The organism is Streptomyces sp. JLBG701, from assembly GCF_058544905.1.
The window spans coordinates 3,907,593-3,924,742 of record NZ_CM178588.1 but is presented as its reverse complement, the minus strand read 5'-3'; the positions used below and the strand labels follow the sequence as shown (position 1 = coordinate 3,924,742).

Sequence of the window (17,150 nt, the reverse complement as noted above, 5' to 3'; positions counted from 1 at the left end):
GGTGTGCTCGGTGTGCAGCAAGCCGGGTCCACAGGACGGGCCCCGCTACCGCGACGTCAGCACGATGCGTCGGCCGGGGGGCGGTAGGGGTGTTCCAGATCTGCGCGAGCGTCGGCCCGGCATGCTCGAACTCGCTCGGCATCTAGGTCTGGGCAAGTCCTCCATGACCGGCCTGGTCGCCCGCGCCGAGAAACACGGCCTGGTCCAGCGCCTGCCCTCACGCCACGACGAAGGCGCTGACCTCCGCCGAACGTGCCCAGATCCGCGCCCTGGCCGGAAAGCTGCGGCCCGCGCTTCCGGTCGGTGACGGCGTCCGTTAGGCGGTGAAAACCCGGCCCCCCGAACGCCAAGAACCCCGGCGCCCGCCCTGGGGAGGGCAAGAAGTCGGGGTTCTGGGTTACAGCTGGATGGACCGCGCCCGCGTGGCGAACGCAGGCCGTGCGCGGTCCGGGGTGCCGGTCGGGAGCGGAAGAGAGAGGGCCCGCTCTGGTCCTTCCAGCGGTTTGATCCGTTCGGATCGTTGAGATCGAGAACGGATCGGTCAGATCAAAGAAAAGGGTCAGCCCTTGAGGGTCGCGACCTTGGAAGCAAGCGCCGACTTCTTGTTGGCGGCCTGGTTCTTGTGGATGACGCCCTTCGAGACGGCCTTGTCGAGCGCACGCGACGCGGCGCGCTGGTACTCGGTGGCCTTCTCGACGTCACCCGCGGCAGCGGCCTCACGGGCCTTGCGGATCGCGGTCTTCAGGGAGGACTTGACGGCCTTGTTGCGCAGCCGGGCCTTCTCGTTGGTCTTGATCCGCTTGATCTGGGACTTGATGTTCGCCACGAATGAGCCTCTACAGGTTCAGGCACGCGAGAACCGGGACCGCTGACGGTCCGCCTCACGCGCCGGTGATTTCTTGAAGGTGTGCCTCGTGCTGAGAGGGCATGAGACACAGCGACCCACAGTACCAGTGGCCTTTCGGGCCGCCCAAATCGGTCCCGACCCCTCACCCATGGGACCATGGAGCCTACGTATAGATCCGACCCGAGACCGCAGACACTGCGGACGCCTCAAGAATCAGGACCCTGCGTGCCCGCGATCCCCAGCCATGTGCCCGAGCCGAGCCGTACCGACCCGGCTCTGATCCGCAATTTCTGCATCATCGCGCACATCGACCACGGTAAGTCCACGCTCGCCGACCGGATGCTCCAGCTGACCGGTGTGGTCGAGCAGCGGCAGATGCGCGCTCAGTACCTCGACCGCATGGACATCGAGCGTGAGCGCGGCATCACCATCAAGTCCCAGGCGGTGCGACTCCCCTGGGCCCCGAGCCAGGACCCGGGCAACACGCACATCCTGAACATGATCGACACCCCCGGACACGTCGACTTCACCTACGAGGTCTCGCGGTCGCTCGCCGCCTGCGAGGGCACCGTCCTCCTCGTCGACGCCGCCCAGGGCATCGAGGCCCAGACCCTCGCCAACCTGTACCTGGCGATGGAGAACGACCTCAAGATCATCCCCGTACTGAACAAGATCGACCTGCCGGCCGCCCAGCCGGAGAAGTTCTCCGAGGAGCTCGCCAACCTCATCGGCTGCCAGCCCGAGGACGTGCTCAAGGTCTCGGCGAAGACCGGTATCGGCGTGGACGCGCTCCTGGACCGGGTCGTCCGCGACGTCCCGGCCCCGGTCGGCGTCAAGGATGCCCCCGCCCGCGCGATGATCTTCGACTCGGTCTACGACTCCTACCGGGGCGTGGTCACCTACGTCCGTGTCATCGACGGCCAGCTCACAAAGCGCGAGCGCATCAAGATGATGTCGACCGGCGCCACCCACGAGCTCCTGGAGATCGGCGTCTCGTCCCCCGAGATGACGCCGGCCGACGGCATCGGCGTCGGCGAGGTGGGCTACATCATCACCGGCGTGAAGGACGTTCGTCAGTCCAAGGTCGGCGACACCATCACCAGCAAGGACAAGGGCGCCACCGAGGCCCTCGGCGGGTACAAGGACCCCAAGCCGATGGTGTTCTCCGGTCTCTATCCGCTGGACGGCTCCGACTACCCCGAGCTGCGCGACGCCCTCGACAAGCTCCAGCTCAACGACGCCGCGCTGGTCTACGAGCCGGAGACCTCCGCGGCCCTCGGCTTCGGCTTCCGCGTCGGCTTCCTCGGACTGCTGCACCTGGACGTCATCCGTGAGCGACTGGAGCGCGAGTTCAACCTCGAACTCATCGCCACCGCGCCCAACGTGGTCTACCGCGTGATCATGGAGGACGGGAAAGAGCACACGGTCACCAACCCGAGCGAGTTCCCCGAGGGCAAGATCGACAAGGTCTTCGAGCCGGTCGTCCGGGCCACGATCCTCGCTCCCAGCGAGTTCATCGGCTCGATCATGGAGCTCTGCCAGACCCGTCGCGGCACCCTCCTCGGCATGGACTACCTCTCCGAGGACCGCGTCGAGATCCGCTACACGCTCCCCCTCGCCGAGATCGTCTTCGACTTCTTCGACAACCTGAAGTCCAAGACCCGCGGCTACGCCTCCCTGGACTACGAGCCCACCGGCGAGCAGGACGCCCAGCTGGTGAAGGTCGACATCCTGCTCCACGGCGATCGGGTCGACGCCTTCTCCGCCGTCACCCACCGGGACGCCGCCTACGCGTACGGCGTACGGCTGGTCGCCAAGCTGCGCGAGCTGATCCCGCGCCAGGCCTTCGAGATCCCCATCCAGGCCGCCATCGGCTCCCGCGTCATCGCCCGCGAGACGATCCGCGCCATCCGCAAGGACGTCCTCGCCAAGTGCTACGGCGGTGACATCTCCCGTAAGCGGAAGCTCCTGGAGAAGCAGAAGGAGGGCAAGAAGCGGATGAAGATGGTGGGTTCCGTGGAGGTTCCGCAGGAGGCCTTCATCGCCGTCCTGTCGAGCGACGACAGCACGGGATCCGGCAAGGGCAAGAAGTAGCCGGGGTTCAGCCGTGAAATCAGGGGCCTGTCGCGCGTCGACGCGGCGGGCCCCTGTGCATGCGGATGGTCGCCCTCCGTGTGAAGTGACAGGCCGCCGCCCCTTACGCGCCGGGCGGACGCGCTCTACTCTGATCTCTGCTCGATAGTTACTCGCGAGTTAAACAACCGGCCGCGAGTGAAAACAGCCGCAGTGAAAACAGCCGCAAATGAGCCAGCCGCGCAGCCGCGGGCCCCGGAGGATGTCGTGAGCGACACACAGACTTTGATCGAGAACCGTCCGCCGTCCGTAGCGGGCCTTTTCCTGGATCGCGTGGCCGCCACGCCGGATGCCGAGGCATACCGCTACCCCGTACCGCCTGCCTCGGGCCAGGGTCCCGACGAGTGGAAGTCGCTGAGCTGGGCGCAGGCCGCCGAGCGGGTCTACGCCATTGCCGCCGGGCTCATCGAGCTGGGCGTGCAGCCCGAGCAGCGCGTCGCGCTCGCTTCCTCCACCCGGGTCGAGTGGATCCTCGGCGACCTGGGCATCATGTGCGCCGGCGCCGCCACGACCACCGTCTACCCGCAGACCAACGCGGACGAGTCGGCGTTCATCCTCTCCGACTCCGAGAGCAAGGTCCTGATCGCCGAGGACGCCGCCCAGCTCGCCAAGGCGCGCGAGAAGCGCGGCGAGCTGCCCGAGCTGACGCATGTGGTCGTCATCGACCCGGCCGGCGTCGAGAGCGACGAGTGGGTGCTCACCCTCGCCGAGCTGGAGCAGCGCGGTGCCGCGTACCTGGAGAAGAACCCGGACCTGATCAAGGAGAAGGTCGGGGCCATCACGAAGGACCAGCTCGCCACCCTCATCTACACCTCCGGCACCACCGGCCGGCCCAAGGGTGTCCGCCTCCCGCACGACAACTGGTCGTACATGGCGAAGGCGATCGCCGCGACCGGGCTGATCAGCGGCGAGGACGTCCAGTACCTGTGGCTGCCGCTCGCCCACGTCTTCGGCAAGGTGCTCACCAGCGGCCAGATCGAGGTCGGTCACGTCACCGCCGTGGACGGCCGCGTCGACAAGATCATCGAGAATCTGCCGGTCGTGCAGCCGACGTACATGGCGGCCGTGCCCCGCATCTTCGAGAAGGTCTACAACGGGGTCGCGGCCAAGGCGCGGGCCGGCGGCGGCGCCAAGTACAAGATCTTCCAGTGGGCCGCCGAGGTCGCCCGCGAGTACGCCAAGGCCAGCCAGGACAACTTCCGGCGCACCGGCACCGCCTCCGCGCCCTTCGCGCTCTCCGCCAAGCACAAGGTCGCCGACGCGCTCGTCTACGCCAAGATCCGCGAGGCCTTCGGCGGCAACCTGCGCGCCTGTGTCTCCGGATCGGCCGCCCTCGCGCCCGAGATCGGCTACTTCTTCGCCGGCGCCGGCATCCACATCCTGGAGGGCTACGGCCTTACGGAGTCCTCGGCCGCCTCTTTCGTGAACCCCGGCGAGGCCTACCGCACCGGCACGGTCGGCAAGCCGCTGCCCGGCTGCGAGGTGCGCATCGCGGACGACGGCGAGATCCTGCTGCGCGGTCCCGGCATCATGGAGGGCTACCACGGCCTGCCCGAGAAGACCGCCGAGGTGCTGGAGGCCGACGGCTGGTTCCACACCGGTGACATCGGCGAGCTGTCCCCGGACGGCTACCTGCGCATCACCGACCGCAAGAAGGACCTCATCAAGACGTCCGGCGGCAAGTACATCTCGCCCGCCGAGGTCGAGGGCCAGTTCAAGGCCGTGTGCCCGTACGTCTCCAACATCCTCGTCCACGGCGCCGACCGGAACTTCTGCACCGCGCTGATCGCTCTTGACGAGCCGTCAATTCTTGGCTGGGCCAAGGAGAATGGCCTCGACGGCAAGTCGTACGCCGACGTCGTCGCCGCGCCCGCGACGGTCGCCCTCATCGAGGCCTACGTCAAGGAACTCAACGAGGGTCTCCAGCGCTGGCAGACCATCAAGAAGTTCCGCCTCCTCCCGCGTGACCTCGACGTCGAACACGGCGAGATCACGCCGAGCCTGAAGCTGAAGCGGCCGGTGGTGGAGCGGGAGTACAAGCACCTGATCGACGAGATGTACGCGGGCTCGCGCGAGGCTTAGCAGTGTGATTGGCGGCGCATCCGGAGCCTGCTGGGGTGCGCCGGCTCGCGCGAGGCGTAAGGCCCGTACAGCGAGCCCTGCAGCAGGTCTACGGGGGCGCAGTCCTAGTGGCTGCGCCCCCGGCGCATCTCCTTGACCAGCTCTTCCATCTGCCTTACCTGGTGGCGCAGTTCGCGGACCTCGTCCGGGGCGCTCGCCGCCAGGTGGGCCTCTATCTCCTTGAGGCGCAGGGCCAGTTCGTCGAACTGTTCCTGTTCACGGGCGAGCATCCGTTCCAGTTGCTGGTTCTTGCGGTGCAGGTCGAGGAAGACGGTGACCTTCGCCCGTAGCACCCATGGGTCGAAGGGCTTCGTCAGATAGTCGGCGGCCCCGGTGGCGTAGCCGCGGAACGCGTAGCCCGCGTCGGAGTCCGTGCCGGTCAGGAAGATGATCGGGACGTCCTTGGTCTGGTCGAGCCGTTTGATGTTCGCGGCGGTCTCGAAGCCGTCCATGCCCGGCATACGGATGTCGAGGAGGACGACGGCGAAGCGCTGCCTGAGCAGCGCCTTCATCGCTTCCTCGCCTGAACGGGCCCGGACCAGCGGCTCGTTGAGGGACCCCAGGACGGCCTCCAGTGCGATCAGGTTGTCCTCCATGTCGTCGACAAGGAGGATGCTGGCGCGCTCGTCGGTCGTTTCCTCTGTGCTCATGTGACTGTGCCTCACTCAGTCGTAGGCGGAATCGGGGCTTCCCCTGATGTGCTCGATTCCGGTACTGCAGTCCCCTCGGCGGTGTCCGTGGCCTCGGGGTCCAGGAGGGCGCAGACGACGGTCAGCAGCTGATCGACGTCCACCGGCTTGGGTACGTAGTCGTTGGCGCCCCGGGCGATGGACTTCTCGCGGTCTCCCGGCATCGCCTTCGCGGTGAGCGCGACGATGGGCAGGCCGGTCCAGCGCGGGGTGCGGCGGATGGCGGCGATGGTCTCGTAACCGTCCATCTCCGGCATCATGATGTCCATCAGGACGAGTTCGACGTCCGGGTTGCGCTCCAGTGTCTCGATGCCCTCGCGGCCGTTCTCCGCGTACAGCACGGGCATCCCGACCCGGCCCAGGACGTGGGTGAGGGCGAAGACGTTGCGGATGTCGTCGTCGACGATCAACACCCGCCGCCCGGGCAGCACTTGACCGGCCCGGCCTGCTTTCCACGCCTCCAGCTTGGTCGGCGTCGGCCATGAGTCGTCCACTTCGTGGGTGGCCGTGTAGGGCTCGCTGGACAACTGGTCCTGCATCGGCGGCAGTTCGCGGTCCTCGGAGGTCGGCCCGGTCGCCGAGTGTCCGGGGCTGGCGACGGGGACGTACAGGGTGAAGGTGGACCCCTGGCCCGGCTGGCTGTCGGCGACGATGCGGCCGCCGAGCAGGCCGGCGATCTCCCGGCTGATCGACAGGCCAAGGCCCGTGCCGCCGTACTTGCGGTTGGTCGTGCCGTCGGCCTGCTGGAACGCCTCGAAGATGACCGGGAGTTTCTCGGGGGCGATGCCGATGCCGGTGTCGGAGACCTCGAAGGCGATCACGTCGTCGCTGTGCGGAACGTACTGGTGCTCGAGGTCCTTGATCCGGGTGACACGGAGTTCGACCCGGCCGGTCGCGGTGAACTTGATCGCGTTGGAGAGCAGGTTGCGCAGGATCTGCTGGAGGCGCTGCTCGTCCGAGTACATCTCGCGCGGTACGTCCTCGCCGACCGTCACCTCGAAGGCGAGCCCCCGGTCGAGGGTGAGCGGGCGGAACGTGGCGTGGACGTAGTCCAGCAGTTTGATCAACGGCAGTTTCTTCGGGCGTACGTCCATCCGGCCGGCCTCGATCTTCGACAGGTCGAGGATGTCGTTGATCAGTTGCAGCAGGTCGGAGCCCGAGCGGTGGATCGTCGTCGCGAACTGCACTTCCTGGTCGGAGAGATGGCCGTCCGGGTTGTCGGAGAGCAGCCTGGCCAGGATCAGCAGGGAGTTCAGCGGGGTGCGCAGCTCGTGCGACATGTTCGCCAGGAACTCCGACTTGTACTGCGAGGACGTGGCCAACAGGGCGGCCTTCTCCTCCAGTTCCGCGTTCGAGCGCTGCAACTCCGCCTGCTGCTTCTGGAGTTCGTCGGAGCGCTCCTGCAGCTGCATGGCCAGGCGCTGGGACTCGCCGAGCAGGGACTCCGTACGGGAGTTGGCGATGATGGTGTTGATCGCGACGCCGATGGTGTTCACGAACTGGTCGAAGAAGGCCAGGTGGACGTCGGAGAAGCGGGAGAAGGACGCCAGCTCGATCACGCCGAGGAGCTTGTCCTCGAAGGGGATCGGGATGATGACCACGCTGCTCGGGGCCGCCTCGCCGAGCCCGCTGTTGATCTTGATGTAGTCCGGCGGGGCCTCCTCCACCAGGATCCGCTTCTTCTCCCGGGCCGCCTGCCGGACCAGGCCGTGCACCGGCATGCTGCCCGTGTCCACGGTCGCGCCCTGCGCCGAGCCGTAGCCGGCGATGAACGCGAGGCCCTTCGCCGGAATGGGCGTGAGGAGCGTCGTGCTGTCCTCTTCGGGATCGGCCAGGAAGAACGCGCCGTACTGGGCGTTCACCAGCGGGGTCAGCTCGCGCAGGATCAGGTCGGCGACCTCCATCAGGTCCCGGTGTCCCTGCATCAGGGCGGCGAGGCGGGCCAGGTTGGACTCCAGCCAGTCCTTCGCGCGGGTCGTCTCGCGGAGGTTGGCCACCATCAGGTTGATGTTGTCCTTCAGCTCGGCGACCTCGCCCTGGGTCTCCACGGTGATCGAGCGGGACATGTCGCCCTGCGCCACGGCGGAGGCCACCTCGGCGATCGCGCGGACCTGGGTGGTCAGGTTCGACGCGAGTTCGTTCACGTTCGTCGTCAGGCGCTTCCAGGTGCCGTAGACGCCCTCGACCCTTGCCTGGCCGCCGAGTTGGCCCTCGGAGCCCACCTCGCGGGCCACGCGCGTGACCTCGGAGGAGAAGGAGGACAGGGTGTCGACCATCGTGTTGATGGCGGTCTTCAGCTCCAGGATCTCGCCGCGCGCGTCCACGTCGATCTTCTTGGAGAGGTCGCCGTTGGCGACGGCGGTCGTCACCTGGGCGATGTTGCGGACCTGCGAAGTGAGGTTGTCCGCCATGTAGTTGACGTTGTCGGTGAGGTCCCGCCAGACACCGGAGACGCCCAGCACCTGGGCGCGTCCGCCCAGTCGGCCGTCGGTGCCGACCTCGCGGGCGACGCGGGTGACCTCGTCGGCGAAGGCGCGCAGTTGCTCCACCATCGTGTTGACGGTGTCCTTCAGTTCGAGGATCTCGCCGCGCGCGTCGACGGTGATCTTCTTCGACAGGTCGCCGTTGGCCACGGCGGTCGTCACCTGGGCGATGTTCCGGACCTGCGAAGTCAGGTTCAGCGCCATGAAGTTGACGTTGTCGGTGAGGTCCTTCCAGACGCCCGACACGCCCCGCACCTGCGCCTGCCCGCCGAGGTTGCCTTCCGTGCCGACCTCGCGGGCGACGCGGGTGACCTCGTCGGCGAAGGCGGAGAGCTGGTCGACCATCGTGTTGATGGTGGACTTCAGCTCCAGGATCTCGCCCTTCGCCTCCACGGTGATCTTCTTGCCGAGATCGCCCTGTGCGACCGCCGTCGACACCAGGGCGATGTTGCGGACCTGCGAAGTCAGGTTGTCGGCCATGAAGTTGACGTTGTCGGTGAGGTCCTTCCAGACGCCCGACACACCCCGCACCTGGGCCCGTCCGCCGAGGTTGCCCTCGGTGCCGACCTCGCGGGCGACGCGGGTGACCTCGTCGGCGAAGGCGGAGAGCTGGTCGACCATCGTGTTGATGGTGGACTTCAGTTCGAGGATCTCGCCCTGTGCGTCGACCGTGATCTTCTGGCTGAGGTCGCCGTTGGCCACGGCCGTGGTGACCTGGGCGATGTTGCGCACCTGCGAGGTCAGGTTCGAGGCCATGAAGTTGACGTTGTCGGTGAGGTCCTTCCAGACCCCGGACACGCCTCTCACCTGGGCCCGCCCGCCCAACTGCCCCTCGGTGCCGACCTCGCGGGCGACACGTGTGACCTCGTCGGCGAAGGCGGAGAGCTGGTCCACCATCGTGTTCACGGTGAGCTTCAGTTCGAGCAGCTCACCGGTCGCCTCGACCGTCACCGTGCGGGTCAGGTCGCCGCGGGCCACCGACGTCGTCACCAGGGCGATGTCACGCACCTGAGCCGTCAGCCGGGACGCCATCGTGTTGACCGCCTCGGTCACATCCCGCCAACTGCCCGACAGACCCTGCACCTTGGCCCGGCCGCCCAGCCGTCCCTCGGTGCCGACCTCACGGGCGACCCGGGTCACCTCACCCGTGAACAGCGACAACTGGTCGACCATCTTGTTCACGGCCCGGCCGAGCCGTCGTAGATCACCCCGCAACTGCCGGTTGCCGTCGTGCAGGTCGACCCGCTGGGTCAGATCGCCGCCGGCCACCGCGTCCAGCACGCGGGTCGCGTTCGCGGCCGGGGCCACCAGGGCGTCCAGGAGCTGGTTCACGTCGTTGACCCGGGACGTCCAGTTGCCCTGACCGGGGCTGGCCGAAAGACGTTCGTCGAGCCGGCCGTGCCGGACGAGCTCCCGTTTCACACGCTGCACCTCGGTGTTGAAGTGCACGCTCCGGTCCATGATCTGGTTGAAGGCCGTGACGAGTTCGGCCGCCAGACCGTGGCCGGACTCCGGGACCTTCGAGAAGTCGCCGTCCCGAGCGGCGGTCATCGCTGCGAGCAGCGGACGCAGATCCGATGCTCGAATGTGGCCCTCATTCTGTCCGTCTTCGAGCACACGCGTAGCACTGTTCTCACTCATGGCGGCCCACTTCGGTAACTCGGCGCTTATGGGCGCAGCCAGTCTGTCACTCTGTCCGCATCGATCGAGGTGTATTCGTCCGAACTGCTCGGGGAGCTGTCAATGGGGGCCATTTCGACGCAACGGGAGCCTATGTCCCGTGCCCCTGATGCGCCTGCGCACCAGGGCACGGGCCCATGCGCGCAGGCGCACGCGACCCTGTCCGGAAGCCCCCTCGCGCCGGGTACCGCGCGCGGGCTCGTCCGCGCGGCGCTCAGGGAGTGGGCCGAAATCGGCCTCCCCGGCACCGAGAACCTCACCGACCGGCTCACCGACGACGCCATGGTGATCGTCAGTGAACTCGTCACCAACGCCGTCGTCCACGCCGGCACCGACGTCGAACTGGCCTTCCGGCTGGACGAGTCGACCGGCGCGCTGACCTTGGAGGTCACCGACCGCCACCCCTCGCGCGCCCCGCGCGACGGCGCCGGCGAACCGGCGCGCGAGGCAGCGGAGTACGGCCGCGGCCTGCGGCTGGTCTCCGCGCTCTCCGACGCCTGGGGTGTCACCTACCGCAGAGGCGAGAAGACCGTGTGGGCACGGCTGCCCGCTGAGGGCATCGAGGGCATCGACCCTGTGGAGGGGATCGAGGAGATCGCGGGGTACGACGACGGACAGCACGCCCTCGAACGCGACCTCAAGGTCGCCGAGATCCTCGCCCCCGAACCCCATCGAGCCGAGCGCGACCGGGAATGGCTCAACCGCGGCGCCCTCTCCTTCCTCGCCGAGGCCTCCGACCTGCTCGCCGGCCAGCTCGACGAGGACCTCGTCGCAGCCCTCGCCGGCCAGCTGATCGTGCCCCGGCTGGCCGACTGGTGCGCGGTGTGGCTGGAGGACGAGGCCATGGGCCGCGGCAGCTGGGGCGAGGGCGGCGGACTCAGCCCTGGACCACGCCTCGCCCGTGTCTGGCACGGCAGCGAGAACCGCATCGAGGAACTCCGCCGGGCCCTGGAGAAGGACCCCCCGCGCCCGCCGGACACCCCACGCTCCGGGCCCGTCGAGTACCCCTGGCCCGGCGAGGCCCTCGGCAGGCGCGGCACACACGGCGCCGCGCTCGCCTACCGCCTCGTCGCCGGCGGCCGCCCGCTGGGCACGCTGGTCATCGGCCGGGCCGGACTGCCCCGCTTCCCCGACGAGATCACCGGCCTCGTCGAGGACCTCAGCCGCCGCGTCGCCCTCGCCGTCGGCGCGGCCCGCCAGTACGCCCGCCAGGCCACCATCAGCCGCGTCCTGCAGCGCGGACTGCTGCCCGGCGCCGTCCCCGACGTCCCCGGGCTGAGCAGCGCCCTCGTCTACGAGCCGTGCGACAAGGGCGGCCCCAGCGGCGACTTCTACGACCTCTTCCCGGCCGGCGAGGGCCGCTGGTGCTTCGCCGTCGGCGACGTCCAGGGCAAAGGCCCCGAGGCCGCAGTGGTCATCGGCCTGGCGCGTCCCTGGCTGCGGCTGCTGGCCCGCGAGGGCTACCGCGCCGCCGACGTCCTCGACCGCCTCAACCAGCTCCTCCTCGACGACGCGACGGAGTCCGCGGACGCCGCGGCCCGCGCCCTCGTGGCCGCCGACAGCCGCACCCTCGGCCCCGGCGACGGCCCCCAGACCCGCTTCCTCTCCCTCCTGTACGGCGAACTCACCCCCTTCGCCGACGGCGTCCACTGCACCCTCGCCTCCGCCGGACACCCGCTGCCGCTGCTCCTGGGGCCCGACGGAAGCGTCCGGACGGCCGCGGAACCGCAGACCCTCCTCGGGGTCATCGAGGACGCCACGTACACCAGCCAGAGCTTCGAGCTCCGGCACGGCGACAGCCTGCTGTGCGTCACCGACGGGGTGACCGAGCGGCGCTCCGGCTCCCGCCAGTTCGACGACGGCGACGGCCTCGCGACGGCGCTCGCCGGCTGCGCCGGGCTCGGCGCCCAGCTGATCGCCGAGCGCATCCGCAGGCTCGTGCACGAGTTCGGCGTACGACCGCCGGAGGACGACCTGGCGCTGCTGGTGCTGCAGGCGGAATAGGAGCCCGCAAAGAAGAGCGCCCGGGTGCTGGACAATGGAGGACATGCCCTCCGCACTCCCCGACGGCGAGCCCGTCCCCGACGACGGCGCACTCCCCGCGCCCGCGCTCGCCGGGGCCGCGGACCGCCCCCTCGGGTTCTACCTGCACGTTCCGTACTGCGCGACCCGCTGCGGCTACTGCGACTTCAACACCTACACCGCCACCGAGCTGCGCGGCACCGGCGGCGTCCTCGCCTCCCGCGACAACTACGCGGACACCCTGATCGACGAGATCCGCCTGGCCCGCAAGGTCCTCGGCGACGACCCGCGCGAGGTCCGCACGGTCTTCGTCGGCGGCGGTACGCCCACGCTGCTGCCCGCCGACGATCTCGTACGGATGCTGCGCGCGATCCGTGACGAGTTCGGCCTGGCGTCCGACGCCGAGGTCACCACCGAGGCGAACCCCGAGTCGGTGAACCCGACCTACCTCGCCGCCCTCCGCCAGGGCGGCTTCAACCGCGTCTCCTTCGGCATGCAGAGCGCGAAACAGCACGTACTGAAGATCCTCGACCGCACCCACACCCCCGGCCGCCCCGAGGCCTGCGTCGCGGAGGCCCGCGCGGCCGGCTTCGAGCACGTCAACCTCGACCTGATCTACGGCACCCCGGGCGAGTCGGACGACGACTGGCGGGCGTCGCTGGACGCGGCGCTGGGCGCAGGCCCCGACCACATCTCGGCCTACGCCCTGATCGTCGAGGAGGGCACCCAGCTCGCCCGCCGCATCCGCCGCGGCGAGGTCCCGATGACCGACGACGACGTCCACGCCGACCGCTACCTGATCGCCGACGAGGCGATGACGGCGGCGGGCTTCGACTGGTACGAGGTCTCGAACTGGGCCACCTCGACCGCCGCCCGCTGCCTCCACAACGAGCTCTACTGGCGCGGCGCCGACTGGTGGGGCGCGGGCCCCGGCGCCCACAGCCACGTGGGCGGCGTCCGGTGGTGGAACGTAAAACATCCCGGCGCGTACGCGGCGTCGTTGGCGGCGGGGAAGTCCCCGGGCGCCGGCCGCGAGCTCCTCACGGAGGAGGACCGCCGGGTGGAACGGATCCTGCTGGAACTGCGCCTGCGAGAGGGCGCACCCCTGTCGCTGCTACGACAGGAGGGCCTGGCGGCGTCCCGCAGGGCACTGTCGGACGGGCTGCTCGCACAGGGGCCCTACGACGAGGGACACGCGGTGCTGACGCTGCGGGGGCGGCTGCTGGCGGACGCGGTGGTGCGGGACCTGGTCGACTGACCGCTTGGCCGGTTCAGTCGGTCGGGAGCGTCACGAAATCGATCAACTCCTCGACCCGCCCCAGGAGTTCCGGCTCCAGATCCTTGTAAGACCGCACCCGCGACAGAATGTGCTGCCACGCCGCCCCGGTGTTTTCCGGCCATCCCAGTGCCCGGCACACCCCCGTCTTCCAGTCCTGCCCGCGCGGGACGCGGGGCCAGGCCTCGATGCCCACGGACGACGGCTTCACCGCCTCCCAGACGTCGATGTAGGGGTGGCCGACGACCAGCGCGTGTTCGCTCGTCACCGCCTCCGCGATGCGCCATTCCTTCGTGCCCGGCACCAGGTGGTCCACCAGGACGCCGAGGCGGGCGTCCTGGCCGGGGGCGAAGTCCGCGACGATCGACGGGAGGTCGTCGATGCCCTCCAGGTACTCCACGACCACGCCCTCGATGCGCAGGTCGTCGCCCCACACCCGCTCGACCAGCTCGGCGTCGTGCCGGCCCTCCACGTAGATGCGCCCGGCGCGAGCCACACGCGCGCGTGCCCCGGGGACGGCCACCGAACCGGAGGCGGTACGGGTGGGACGTACCGGAGCCGACGACGTGGGCCGTACGAGGGTCACCACGCGGCCCTCCAGCAGGAAACCACGTGGCTCCAGCGGGAACACCCGGTGCTTACCGAAGCGGTCCTCCAGGGTCACCGTGCCCGCCTCGCAGCGGATCACCGCGCCGCAGAAGCCGGTGCCGGGCTCCTCGACCACCAGGCCGGGATCGGCCGGGACCTCGGGTACGGGCTTGGGCTTCTTCCACGGCGGGGTCAGGTCCGGAGAGTACTGGCGCATTCGGATGACGATAGGAGAAGCAGTCGGGCCGCGACTACGACACGCCGAAACGGGCCGCCAGGGCGTCCCGCTGGGAGCGTACGAACGCCGAGTCGACCACCGCTCCGTGACCGGGCACGTACAGCGCGTCCTCGCCGCCCAGGTCGAGGAGGCGGTCGAGGGCGGCGGGCCAGTGCGACGGTACGGCGTCGGGGCCCGCCTGGGGCTCGCCGGACTCCTCGACCAGGTCGCCGCAGAAGACGACCTCCGGGTCGCCGGGGACGAGGACCACCAGGTCGTGGCCGGTGTGCCCGGGGCCCACGTTGGCCAGGAGGACCTGCCGGCCGCCGATGTCGAGGGTCCACTCGCCGGAGACCTGGTGGCGCGGGGCGACGAGCGCACCGGCCGCCTCGGCCGCCGCATCCGCGTCCAGACCGTTGCGTACCGCGTCCGCGCGCAGCTCCTCGTGCTCGTAGGCGAAGACGGCGTCCATGCCCACCGGGCCGTAGAGCTCCACGCCCGCGAACGCGGCCGCCCCGAAGACATGGTCGAAGTGGGGGTGGGTCAGCGCGAGATGGGTCACACGGTGGCCGGCGAGCACCCGCGCCTCGGTACCCAATCGCGCGCCCTCCGGCAGGCTCGACCCGGCGTCGACCAAGAGGGCGCTGTCCGATCCGACGACGAGTCCGGCCGTACAGTCCCAGCCAGGCAGCCGGCATCGCCCGACCCCGGCCGCCAGCCGCTCCCACCCCAGCTCTTCCCAAGTCACCGTCATACGGCGACGCTAGCGGGGAGGACCCACGTGGCGTGACTTCGCAGGCCCGGCCTTGCCCGGGGCGTGCCTCACGGCCGTACACTGAACCGGGAAGGCTGGCACTCACAAGCGCAGAGTGCCAGGAACAGGTACCAAGTGGACGAGCAGCCGACAGCGGGAGGTGCGCGCGATGCTCAGTGAACGCAGGCTCGAAGTGCTGCGCGCCATCGTCCAGGACTACGTCGGCACCGAGGAGCCGGTCGGTTCCAAGGCGCTCACCGAGCGGCACAACCTCGGGGTCTCCCCGGCGACCGTCCGCAACGACATGGCGGTCCTGGAGGACGAGGGGTTCATCGCCCAGCCGCACACCAGCGCCGGGCGCATCCCCACGGACAAGGGCTACCGGCTCTTCGTCGACAAGCTGGCCGGCGTCAAGCCGATGACCCCGCCCGAGCGGCGCGCGATCCAGAACTTCCTCGACGGGGCCGTCGACCTCGACGACGTCGTCGCGCGGACCGTGCGGCTGCTCGCGCAGCTCACCCGGCAGGTCGCCGTCGTGCAGTACCCGTCGCTGACCCGCTCCACGGTGCGGCATGTGGAGCTGCTGTCGCTGGCTCCCGCGCGCGTGATGCTCGTACTGATCACGGACACCGGGCGGGTCGAGCAGCGCATGATCGACTGCCCGGCGCCCTTCGGGGAGTCCTCTCTGGCGGATCTACGCGCGCGGCTCAACAGCCGGATCGCGGGCCGTCGGTTCTCGGACGTTCCCCAGCTGGTGCAGGACATGCCGGAGGCCTTCGACAGCGAGGACCGCGGCACTGTCTCCACGGTGCTCTCCACCCTCCTCGAAACACTCGTCGAGGAGACCGAGGAGCGGCTGATGATCGGCGGCACCGCCAATCTGACCCGCTTCGGACATGACTTCCCCCTCACCATCCGCCCCATCCTGGAGGCCCTTGAGGAGCAGGTCGTGCTCCTCAAGTTGCTTGGTGAGGCGGGGGATTCGGGCATGACCGTACGCATCGGTCATGAGAACGCCTATGAGGGACTCAACTCCACTTCCGTGGTGTCGGTCGGCTACGGTTCGGGCGGCGAGGCAGTCGCCAAGCTCGGCGTGGTCGGACCGACCCGCATGGATTACCCGGGAACGATGGGAGCGGTACGCGCAGTGGCACGGTACGTCGGACAGATCCTGGCGGAGTCGTAAGTGGCCACGGACTATTACGCCGTTCTCGGCGTGCGTCGCGACGCGTCGCAGGAAGAGATCAAGAAGGCCTTCCGGCGGCTCGCGCGCGAGCTGCACCCGGACGTCAATCCGGATCCGAAGACCCAGGAGCGGTTCAAGGAGATCAACGCCGCTTACGAGGTGCTGTCGGACCCGCAGAAGAAGCAGGTCTACGACCTCGGCGGCGACCCCCTCTCGCAAGCGGGCGGCGCGGGCGCCGGCGGCTTCGGCGCGGGTGGCTTCGGGAACTTCTCGGACATCATGGACGCGTTCTTCGGTACGGCGTCGCAGCGCGGGCCCCGCTCGCGTACGCGCCGGGGCCAGGACGCCATGATCCGGCTGGAGGTCGAGCTCGACGAGGCGGCCTTCGGCACGACGAAGGACATCCAGGTCGACACGGCCGTCGTCTGCGGCACCTGCAGCGGTGAGGGCGCGGCGCCGGGGACCTCGGCCCAGACCTGTGACATGTGCCGCGGTCGCGGTGAGGTGTCGCAGGTCACGCGGTCCTTCCTCGGCCAGGTCATGACCTCGCGGCCCTGTCCGCAGTGCCAGGGCTTCGGCACGGTGGTTCCGACGCCGTGTCCGGAGTGCGCGGGCGACGGTCGCGTACGGTCGCGTCGCACCCTCACGGTCAAGATCCCGGCCGGTGTCGACAACGGCACGCGGATCCAGCTGGCCGGTGAGGGCGAGGTCGGCCCCGGTGGCGGGCCCGCCGGTGATCTGTACGTCGAGATCCACGAGCTGCCGCACAACATGTTCCAGCGTCGGGGGGACGACCTGCACTGCACGGTCACCCTCCCGATGACCGCGGCGTCGCTCGGTACCAAGGTCCCGCTGGAGACGCTGGACGGCATGGAAGAGGTCGACATCCGCCCGGGCACCCAGTCCGGCCAGTCGATCCCGTTGCACGGCCGGGGCGTCACCCACCTCCGTGGTGGCGGGCGCGGCGACCTGATCGTCCACGTCGAGGTCCAGACCCCGAACAAACTGGACCCGGAACAGGAACGCCTGCTGCGAGAGCTGGCGAAGCTGCGGGGCGAGGAACGGCCCACGGGGCAGTTCCAGCCGGGGCAGCAGGGCCTGTTTTCGCGGTTGAAGGACGCGTTCAACGGTCGCTGACCGGTCGCTGATGAGGG

The 17,150-nt window shown here is 69.3% G+C and carries 12 protein-coding genes; 7 read left to right on the top strand and 5 right to left on the bottom strand.

Features of this window, described 5'->3' with window-relative positions:
• Positions 1-64: 64 nt before the first annotated feature.
• A complete protein-coding gene (locus tag AC5DRG_RS18000) occupies positions 65-307 on the top strand; it encodes a MarR family transcriptional regulator (RefSeq protein WP_491813068.1) in 243 nt (80 codons plus the stop codon).
• Between the two features lie 252 nt (positions 308-559).
• Here the strand turns inward: AC5DRG_RS18000 and rpsT are convergent, their stop codons facing one another.
• Positions 560-826 (bottom strand): 30S ribosomal protein S20, encoded by a 267-nt coding sequence (gene rpsT, locus AC5DRG_RS17995; protein ID WP_491811559.1) that lies wholly within the window; start codon positions 824-826, stop codon positions 560-562.
• Positions 827-1,072: 246 nt separating this feature from the next.
• On the opposite strand from rpsT, the gene lepA reads away from it, so the two are divergent.
• Complete coding sequence (lepA, locus tag AC5DRG_RS17990) at positions 1,073-2,941, top strand: translation elongation factor 4 (protein ID WP_491811558.1); 1,869 nt, start codon at positions 1,073-1,075, stop codon at positions 2,939-2,941.
• 246 nt (positions 2,942-3,187) lie between these two features.
• Complete coding sequence (locus tag AC5DRG_RS17985) at positions 3,188-5,062, top strand: AMP-dependent synthetase/ligase (RefSeq protein ID WP_491811557.1); 1,875 nt, start codon at positions 3,188-3,190, stop codon at positions 5,060-5,062.
• Positions 5,063-5,166: 104 nt separating this feature from the next.
• Here the strand turns inward: AC5DRG_RS17985 and AC5DRG_RS17980 are convergent, their stop codons facing one another.
• Both AC5DRG_RS17980 and AC5DRG_RS17975 read right to left on the bottom strand, forming a co-directional pair.
• Positions 5,167-5,751 carry a response regulator gene (locus tag AC5DRG_RS17980; RefSeq protein ID WP_491811556.1) on the bottom strand — a complete coding sequence of 195 codons (585 nt, stop codon included), beginning with the start codon at positions 5,749-5,751 and terminating at the stop codon, positions 5,167-5,169.
• Between the two features lie 11 nt (positions 5,752-5,762).
• Positions 5,763-9,824: a HAMP domain-containing protein gene (locus tag AC5DRG_RS17975; protein ID WP_491811555.1), complete on the bottom strand. Its 4,062-nt coding sequence runs from the start codon at positions 9,822-9,824 to the stop codon at positions 5,763-5,765.
• 192 nt (positions 9,825-10,016) lie between these two features.
• Between AC5DRG_RS17975 and AC5DRG_RS17970 the strand changes: the two genes are divergently transcribed.
• Entirely contained in the window at positions 10,017-11,957 is a 1,941-nt protein-coding gene (locus AC5DRG_RS17970) for a SpoIIE family protein phosphatase (RefSeq protein WP_491811554.1), read from the top strand.
• 43 nt (positions 11,958-12,000) lie between these two features.
• Positions 12,001-13,233 carry a radical SAM family heme chaperone HemW gene (gene hemW, locus AC5DRG_RS17965; protein ID WP_491811553.1) on the top strand — a complete coding sequence of 411 codons (1,233 nt, stop codon included), beginning with the start codon at positions 12,001-12,003 and terminating at the stop codon, positions 13,231-13,233.
• Positions 13,234-13,246: 13 nt separating this feature from the next.
• Here hemW and AC5DRG_RS17960 read toward each other — a convergent pair whose 3' ends face one another.
• Together AC5DRG_RS17960 and AC5DRG_RS17955 are read right to left on the bottom strand one after the other, a co-directional pair.
• The gene (locus AC5DRG_RS17960; protein ID WP_491811552.1) at positions 13,247-14,056 is read right to left on the bottom strand and encodes a DUF3097 domain-containing protein; all 810 of its coding nucleotides are present in this window, start codon (positions 14,054-14,056) and stop codon (positions 13,247-13,249) included.
• Positions 14,057-14,090: 34 nt separating this feature from the next.
• Complete coding sequence (locus tag AC5DRG_RS17955) at positions 14,091-14,810, bottom strand: MBL fold metallo-hydrolase (protein WP_491811550.1); 720 nt, start codon at positions 14,808-14,810, stop codon at positions 14,091-14,093.
• Positions 14,811-14,979: 169 nt separating this feature from the next.
• Here AC5DRG_RS17955 and hrcA point away from each other — a divergent pair, with 169 nt between their 5' ends.
• Together hrcA and dnaJ are read left to right on the top strand one after the other, a co-directional pair.
• Positions 14,980-15,996, top strand: a complete 1,017-nt coding sequence (gene hrcA, locus AC5DRG_RS17950) for a heat-inducible transcriptional repressor HrcA (protein WP_491811549.1) — start codon at positions 14,980-14,982, stop codon at positions 15,994-15,996.
• Positions 15,997-17,133 carry a molecular chaperone DnaJ gene (gene dnaJ, locus AC5DRG_RS17945; RefSeq protein WP_491811548.1) on the top strand — a complete coding sequence of 379 codons (1,137 nt, stop codon included), beginning with the start codon at positions 15,997-15,999 and terminating at the stop codon, positions 17,131-17,133.
• Positions 17,134-17,150 lie beyond the last annotated feature (17 nt).

What these genes read in the sequence shown, in the direction of transcription:
- AC5DRG_RS18000 (WP_491813068.1), top strand. Translation starts at nt 65, where the DNA reads ATGCGTCGGCCGGGGGGCGGTAGGGGTGTTCCAGATCTGCGCGAGCGT.
- AC5DRG_RS17980 (WP_491811556.1), bottom strand. Translation starts at nt 5,751, where the DNA reads ATGAGCACAGAGGAAACGACCGACGAGCGCGCCAGCATCCTCCTTGTC.
- AC5DRG_RS17975 (WP_491811555.1), bottom strand. Translation starts at nt 9,824, where the DNA reads ATGACCGCCGCTCGGGACGGCGACTTCTCGAAGGTCCCGGAGTCCGGC.
- AC5DRG_RS17970 (WP_491811554.1), top strand. Translation starts at nt 10,017, where the DNA reads ATGGGGGCCATTTCGACGCAACGGGAGCCTATGTCCCGTGCCCCTGAT.
- hemW (WP_491811553.1), top strand. Translation starts at nt 12,001, where the DNA reads ATGCCCTCCGCACTCCCCGACGGCGAGCCCGTCCCCGACGACGGCGCA.
- AC5DRG_RS17960 (WP_491811552.1), bottom strand. Translation starts at nt 14,056, where the DNA reads ATGCGCCAGTACTCTCCGGACCTGACCCCGCCGTGGAAGAAGCCCAAG.
- AC5DRG_RS17955 (WP_491811550.1), bottom strand. Translation starts at nt 14,810, where the DNA reads ATGACGGTGACTTGGGAAGAGCTGGGGTGGGAGCGGCTGGCGGCCGGG.
- hrcA (WP_491811549.1), top strand. Translation starts at nt 14,980, where the DNA reads ATGCTCAGTGAACGCAGGCTCGAAGTGCTGCGCGCCATCGTCCAGGAC.